Genomic DNA, 7038 nt, shown 5'->3' with positions numbered 1-7038 from the left:
CTCCGCGCGCGCGGTGGTCCGCCCGCGTGCCGACGACGAGCTCTCCCCGCAGGCGCGCGCCGAGCGCGAGCGCGCCTCCGCGGCCGGCTCCAGCCCGACCCCACCGACCGCACCGCCGGACACCACTGGCTCGAACTCGAAGGACTCCGCACGATGACCGGGATCATCTCCTCGGACGGCGAGAAGCGTCTGGTGCTCCTCACGGGGCGCGCCCACACGGACCTCGCCACCAGCGTCGCCGCCCACCTCGGCATCGAGCTCCTGCCGACGACGGCGTACGAGTTCGCCAACGGCGAGATCTACACGCGGTTCGGGGAGTCGGTGCGTGGCGCGGACACCTTCGTCCTGCAGTCCCACGCGTCGCCCATCAACACGTGGATCATGGAGCAGCTGCTCATGGTCGACGCCCTCAAGCGCGCGTCCGCCAAGACGATCACCGTGGTCGCGCCGTTCTACGGGTACGCGCGCCAGGACAAGAAGCACCGCGGCCGCGAGCCGATCTCCGCGCGGCTGATGGCCGACCTGTTCAAGACGGCCGGTGCGGACCGCCTGATGAGCGTCGACCTGCACGCCGCGCAGATCCAGGGCTTCTTCGACGGCCCGGTGGACCACCTGTGGGCCATGCCGATCCTCACGGAGTACGTGCGCAGCCGCGTCGACACCTCGAACGTCACGGTCGTCTCGCCCGACGCCGGGCGCATCCGGGTCGCCGAGCAGTGGGCCGCCAAGCTGGGCGGCGGGCCGCTGGCGTTCGTGCACAAGACGCGCGACATCCGCAGCCCCAACAAGACCGTCGCCAACCGCGTGGTCGGTGACGTCGAGGGCCGCAGCTGCGTGCTCGTCGACGACCTCATCGACACCGCCGGCACCATCGCCGGTGCCGTGCGCGTGATCCTCGAGGCCGGCGCCAAGGACGTCATCGTCGCCGCCACCCACGGCGTGCTGTCCGACCCGGCCGTCGAGCGGCTGCAGGGCTGCGGCGCCCGTGAGGTCGTCATCACGGACACCCTGCCCATCGCCGAGGACCGTCGCTTCCCGCAGCTCACGGTGCTGTCGATCGCGCCCCTCATCGCGCGCGCCATCCGCGAGGTGTTCGACGACGGCTCGGTGACCTCGCTCTTCGACGGCCAGGCCTGACCAGCGGGTTGGGCTCAGCGCCCTCGACCGGGTAGGCTCTCCAGGTTGCCTCGGCGAGGGACGAAGGACGGTCGACGAAGTTCCACGACCACCTGCGCTCCGTGATCGACTGGGCGAGCGCCTCCGCGTGCCCGTCCTGCGTCCCGCGTCGAGGCCACCACACCTGTCTAGATCCGCGTCGCCCGGCTTCCGCCGCGCACGCCACGCCATCACAGCCGCCACGTCGCGTCCACGACGCCGACGTCAGCACTTGGGAGTACACGTGTCCGAGGTCAAGCTCGTCGCCACCACCCGTTCCGAGTTCGGCAAGGGGGCCGCGCGCCGCCTGCGCCGCGCCGACCAGATCCCCGCCGTCCTGTACGGGCACGGCTCCGACCCGCTGCACGTCGCCCTCCCGGGCCACGCCACGATGCTCGCGGTCAAGCAGGCCAACGCGCTCTTCGCCATCGAGCTCGACGGCAAGACCACGCTCGCGATCACCAAGGACGTCCAGCGCGACGTCGTCAAGAACACGATCGAGCACGTGGACCTGCTCATCGTGAAGAAGGGCGAGAAGGTCTCCGTCGACGTCCCCGTGACGATCGTCGGCGAGTCGGCGCCCGGCACCATCCACGTCGTCGAGACGCAGACGCTGTCCCTCGAGGCCGAGGCGACGCACCTGCCCACCGAGGTCGAGGTCTCCATCGAGGGTCTCGCGGGTGGCTCCAGCGTGAACGCCGGCGAGATCACGCTGCCCGCCGGCTCGGTCCTGCTGACCGACCCCGACATCACGGTCGTCTCCGTCAGCGTCCCGCACGCGTCCGCCGAGGACGTCGCCGCCGACGCCGCCGCCGCCGACCTGGCTGCGTCGCAGTCGGCCGCCTCTGCGGCTGCCGCCGAGGCCTGAGCCCGGCCGCTCGTGCAGCGGCCTGAGGCCGCCTGAGCTGAGGCTCTGAGCACGTCCGCGACGCCCGGTACCGTTCCTGACGGTGCCGGGCGTCGCTGTTCCCGCACCGCACCACCCACGAGGAGACACCGATGAGCGACGGACCCTGGCTGGTCGTCGGCCTCGGCAACCCGGGCCCGCAGTACGCCGGCAACCGGCACAACGTCGGCCAGATGGTGCTGGACGAGCTGGCGCGCCGCGCCGGGGCCACGTTCGGCTCCCGGGCACCCGGGCTGCTGTCGCGGCGCCCCCAGGCGGCGGTGGCGGAGGCGCGCCTGGGCACGCTGCCGGGCGGTGCGCCGGGGCCGCGCGTCGTGCTGGCGAAGCCGACCACCTACATGAACGTGTCGGGCGGCCCGGTCGCGGCGCTCGCCAAGTACTACGACGTCCCGCCGGAGCGGACGGTGCTGGTGCACGACGAGCTCGACATCCCGTTCGCCGACGTCCGGCTCAAGCGGGGCGGGGGCGAGGGCGGCCACAACGGCCTGCGCGACACCACCAAGGCGCTGGGCACCAAGGAGTACGTCCGGGTGCGCGTCGGGGTCGGCCGGCCGCCCGGTCGCATGGATGCGGCCGACTTCGTGCTGCGCGACTTCGCCAAGAACGAGCTCAAGGACCTGCCCTGGCTGATCGACTCGGCGGCCGACGCGGTCGAGCTCGCGGTGACGGCCGGCCTCGAGGCGGCGCAGCTGAGGTTTCACACCAAAGAGTGACCCCGGCGCCGACCTGCACCAGCATCGGGTGAAACCGGACAGAAGGTGATGAACTGCGCCATTCCCCCGTATAACCTCACTCCCATTCCACTTGGCGGATCGGGGGTGTGGGGCTGTGGCTGCAGAGATCGTCGACGACATGGATCTCGCGCTCGGCGACCGCCGTGGACGGGGTCTCGGGCAGCGTCGGTCGTGGGCCTCCGCGGAGCCCTTCGAGCGTCGCTCCACCCCCTTCAACTCGGCTGACGCGGTCGCCGGTTCGTGGCGCCAGATCGTGCGCTCGTACCGCGTGCACGCCGCGCTGCTCGACCTGGCGGCCATCCTTCTCGTCGCGACCCCGGTCATGATCGTGCTGTACCAGCCGGCCGGGCAGACCGTGGCCATGATCGCCGCCGCGACGCTCGGCTTCGTGGCTCTCGTGGCCCTGCTGCACGGGTACGGCGACGGGGTGCTCGGCCGCTCGGCCGCCGAGACCCGGGTCCTGGTCCGCGCCGGCATCGTCAGCGTCGTGGTGCTCGTCCTGGCCAGCTACGCGTTCAAGGCCGAGGTCTCCCGCTTCCTCGTGTTCGTGGTGGTCCCGGCGGCCGCGCTGCTGGCCGTCGCGGCCCGGCTTCTCCTGCGTCGGTCGCTGAAGAAGTCGCGGCTGCACGGCGAGGCCATGATGCGCACGCTCGTCGTCGGCGAGGCCGGACCGGTGGCCAGCGTGGTGCACGACCTCGCGGTCGACCCGGCGCACGGCTACAGCGTCGTCGGCGTCTGCCTGCCGAGCGTCGACGAGGAGCAGATCGTCGCCGGCTCCCCGATGATCGGCGCGGTGTGCGACATCCCGCAGGTGGTCGTGGACCGCTCGGTGGACGTCGTGGTCGTCGCCGGTTCGTACATCGGCGGCAACGGGCTGCGGCGCCTCTCGTGGGCGTTGGACCGGGCGGACGCGCAGCTGATCATGGCCACGGACCTCGAGGACATCGCGGCCCCGCGGCTCACCATGCGACCCACGGGCAGCCTGTCGCTGCTCGAGGTCGAGGTGGGCGCGTCGCGCGGCCGGATGGCGGCGAAGACGGTGCTCGACCGGACGCTGGGCGGGCTGATCCTGCTGATCGCCCTGCCCGTGATCTGGGTCGCGGCGATCGCCGTGCGGCTGACGTCGCCGGGCTCGCCGTTCTACAAGCAGACCCGCATCGGGGTCGACGGCGAGGCCTTCACCATGTGGAAGCTGCGCACGATGTACGTCGACGCGGACAAGCGCCGCGCGGAGCTCCTCGGCTCCAGCGAGGGCAACGCGATCCTCTTCAAGATGCGTCACGACCCGCGGGTCACGCCCGTGGGTCGTGTGCTGCGCAAGTACTCGCTCGACGAGCTCCCGCAGCTGTTCAACGTGGTCCGCGGCGACATGTCGCTGGTCGGCCCGCGCCCCCCGCTCGCCGAGGAGGTGGCCGCCTACGAGGACGCCGTCCAACGGCGCCTCCGGGTCCGTCCGGGCCTCACCGGCCTCTGGCAGGTCTCCGGCCGATCCGACCTCTCGTGGGAGGAGTCGGTGAAGCTCGACCTGCGGTACGTCGACAACTGGTCCGTGACCATGGACCTCCTCATCCTCTGGAAGACCTTCCGGGCAGTGCTGCGACCCAGCGGTGCCTACTGACCGATCGCCCGCGACCGCGGCACCGACCACACCCTGGACCTGGAGGTACTCGTGACCGAGACCCGGCCCGACATGACGTTCCTGGAGGACGACGAGCCCGCGCAGCGGGCGACTCCTCCGGCCGTCGTCGACCGTCTCGTCGTGCACCAGATCGACCTCGCGCGCCAGTCTCCCGGGGGGATCGAGACGTGCATCCGGGGCCTCATCCGGCACGCGCCGGCCGACGTGACCTTCGCGGTCGTCGGCGTCGACGCAGGTGGCGTCGTCCCTGGTCGGGAGATCGGCCAGTGGGAGCTGCACCGCATCGGTGAGCGCTCCGCGTGGTTCCTGCCGGTGGTCACGCTGGACCCGGGCGACCAGCGTCGCCGTGTCCCGCACTCCCTGCGACTCGCGGCCGGCCTCGTCCGCCACAAGGGCTCGCTGCCCGCGAGCACCGTCGTGCAGGCGCACCGCGCCGACGTCGCCGCGGTCGCGTCCCGGGTGCTGAAGCGGCCCCTGGCCTACTTCGTGCACACCCAGGAGCACGGGCTCACGGGGGCCACGTCGGACTCGTTCTGGCGTCGGGCCGGCAACGTGCACGCCCGCGTCGAGCACAAGCTGCTGAAGAACGCCCACTCGGTCGTCGTCTTCAACCCGGACTTCGCCGAGACCGCCCAGACGATCAACCCCGGCGCGATGTTCTCGCCGACGTGGTTCGACCCGACGCTGGTGCGCTACCGCGCCCAGGCGCTGCACCCGCAGCGCGTCATCTGGGTCGGCCGGCTCGAGCAGCCCAAGGACCCGGCGCTGGCCGTCGAGTCGTTCCGCCGGCTCATCGAGTCCGCCCCCGACCAGGACTGGACCCTGGACGTCGTCGGCACCGGCACGCAGCTGCCGGAGCTCGAGCGGACGGTCGCCGCGCTCCCCGCCGAGGTGGGTGCGCGGGTCCGGCTGCTGGGCCGGCTCGCCCCCGAGGAGGTCGCGTCCGCGATGGCCGACTCGGGCGTCTTCCTCATGACCTCGCACCCGGGATACGAGGGATTCCCCCGGGTGCTCGTGGAGGCGATGGCCTCCGGCCTGCCGGCCGTGGTGACGGACGGCTCCGACACCGGTTCGCTCGTGCGGGCCGGGCACAACGGCTTCGTCGTCAGCGAGAGGAACCCCGATGACCTTGCTCACGCCATCAGCGAGGCCAGCGTCCTCTCCCGCAGCGCGGCCCGGGACACTGCCTCCGTCTACGCCGCACCGCGGCTCGTCGCAAGGATCGTCGGTGCCGCGGGGTGAGCGCTCGAAGGTCTCGGTGCACGTCTCCCGCTCGGGTGAGGTCACGCTGGCGGGTCGTCCCTTGTTCGTCGGGGACGCGGACGCGCTGATCGCGCGGATCGACCAGCTCCTCCCGGCGGACGAGGTGTACTCCATCGTCACGCCCAACGTCGACCAGACCATCGGCATCGAGCACGACTCKGCGCTGCACGTCGCGTACGACGAGGCCGAGATCCGCATCGCCGACGGCACGCCGCTGGTGCTGCTGGCGCGCCTGCTCGGGGCGCACGGCCTGCAGCGGCTCACCGGAGCCGACCTGCTGCCGATCGCCGCGCAGCTGTCGTGCCGCCGCGGCTGGCGGATCGCCGTGACCGGCGGCGCCACCAGCGTGAGCGAGAAGGCGGCCGAGGAGCTGCGGGAGAAGTACGGCGCCGACGTCGTCTCGATCCCGTTCCCGAAGATCGCCGAGGTGGGCGACGCGGAGTCGGCCCAGGTGATCGCCGACCTGCACGAGGCGCAGGCGGACATCGTCTTCGTCTGCCTGGGCTCGCCCAAGCAGGATGTCTGGGTCTCCCACTGGCGCGAGAAGCTGCCGCCGGGGGTCTACGTGGGGGCCGGTGCGGCCGTCGACTTCGTCGCCGGGACCAAGCGCCGGGCGCCCGTGCTGGTGCAGAAGATGGGCATGGAGTGGTTCTTCCGGATGGCGCAGGAACCGCGCCGGCTGGCCGGCAGGTATCTGGTGCGCGGCCCGCACTTCCTCAGTGTCGTCGCACGGTCGTTCGCCGAGAGGAAGTCCCGTCCATGAAGGCACTGGTCACCGGAGCCGCAGGCTTCATCGGGAGCACGCTGTGCGCCCGCCTGCTCGCGGACGGGTGGGACGTCACGGGGATCGACGCGCTGACGCCCTACTACGACCCGGCGCTCAAGCGCGCCAACCTCGCGCGGCTGGGCGGTGCCTTCACGTTCGTCCAGGAGGACCTGCGCACCGCGGACCTGGACGCGCTGCTCGACGGCGTCGACGTGGTGTTCCACGAGGCCGGACAGCCGGGCGTGCGCGCCAGCTGGGGCCAGGAGTTCGGKCTGTACGTCGACGCCAACGTGACGGCCACGCAGGTCCTGCTGGAGGCGGCGAAGCGGGCCTCGGGCCTCAAGCGGCTGGTCTACGCCTCCTCGTCCTCGGTCTACGGCGACGCGGCGCGGTTCCCCGTGCTCGAGGCCGACCTGCCGCAGCCCGTGAGCCCGTACGGGGTGACCAAGCTGGCGGCGGAGCACCTGTGCTCGCTGTACGCGTCGAACTTCGGGGTCCCGACCGTGTCCCTGCGGTACTTCACCGTCTTCGGCCCGCGGCAGCGCCCCGACATGGCCTTCACCCGGTTCCTCAC

The 7038-nt window shown here is 72.0% G+C and carries 7 protein-coding genes; all 7 read left to right on the top strand.

Going from position 1 to position 7038, the window contains the following annotated elements; all coding sequences use genetic code 11:
* The first annotated feature begins 153 nt into the window (after positions 1-153).
* Positions 154-1137, top strand: a complete 984-nt coding sequence (locus tag ACXJKG_RS17855) for a ribose-phosphate diphosphokinase (protein WP_456847087.1) — start codon at positions 154-156, stop codon at positions 1135-1137.
* Positions 1138-1399: 262 nt separating this feature from the next.
* Positions 1400-2023: a 50S ribosomal protein L25/general stress protein Ctc gene (locus tag ACXJKG_RS17850; RefSeq protein WP_456847086.1), complete on the top strand. Its 624-nt coding sequence runs from the start codon at positions 1400-1402 to the stop codon at positions 2021-2023.
* Between the two features lie 131 nt (positions 2024-2154).
* On the top strand, positions 2155-2775 hold the full coding sequence (gene pth, locus ACXJKG_RS17845; RefSeq protein ID WP_456847085.1) for an aminoacyl-tRNA hydrolase: 621 nt from the start codon (positions 2155-2157) through the stop codon (positions 2773-2775).
* Between the two features lie 115 nt (positions 2776-2890).
* The gene (locus tag ACXJKG_RS17840; RefSeq protein ID WP_456847084.1) at positions 2891-4414 is read left to right on the top strand and encodes a sugar transferase; all 1524 of its coding nucleotides are present in this window, start codon (positions 2891-2893) and stop codon (positions 4412-4414) included.
* A gap of 51 nt (positions 4415-4465) precedes the next feature.
* On the top strand, positions 4466-5677 hold the full coding sequence (locus ACXJKG_RS17835; protein ID WP_456847083.1) for a glycosyltransferase family 4 protein: 1212 nt from the start codon (positions 4466-4468) through the stop codon (positions 5675-5677).
* On the top strand, positions 5664-6461 hold the full coding sequence (locus ACXJKG_RS17830) for a WecB/TagA/CpsF family glycosyltransferase (RefSeq protein WP_456847082.1): 798 nt from the start codon (positions 5664-5666) through the stop codon (positions 6459-6461). Before ACXJKG_RS17835 ends, ACXJKG_RS17830 begins: the two co-directional genes overlap by 14 nt.
* Positions 6458-7038 (top strand): NAD-dependent epimerase/dehydratase family protein (locus tag ACXJKG_RS17825; protein WP_456847081.1); only part of this gene is annotated, 581 nt, incomplete at its 3' end. The genes ACXJKG_RS17830 and ACXJKG_RS17825, both read left to right, overlap by 4 nt.

The sequence above is a fragment of the Cellulomonas sp. P5_C6 genome, from assembly GCF_054049635.1.
Note: the sequence above shows the minus strand (reverse complement) of the source record. Positions and strands in the feature narration are given on the sequence as shown.

What these genes read in the sequence shown, in the direction of transcription:
- pth (WP_456847085.1), top strand. Translation starts at nt 2,155, where the DNA reads ATGAGCGACGGACCCTGGCTGGTCGTCGGCCTCGGCAACCCGGGCCCG.
- ACXJKG_RS17855 (WP_456847087.1), top strand. Translation starts at nt 154, where the DNA reads ATGACCGGGATCATCTCCTCGGACGGCGAGAAGCGTCTGGTGCTCCTC.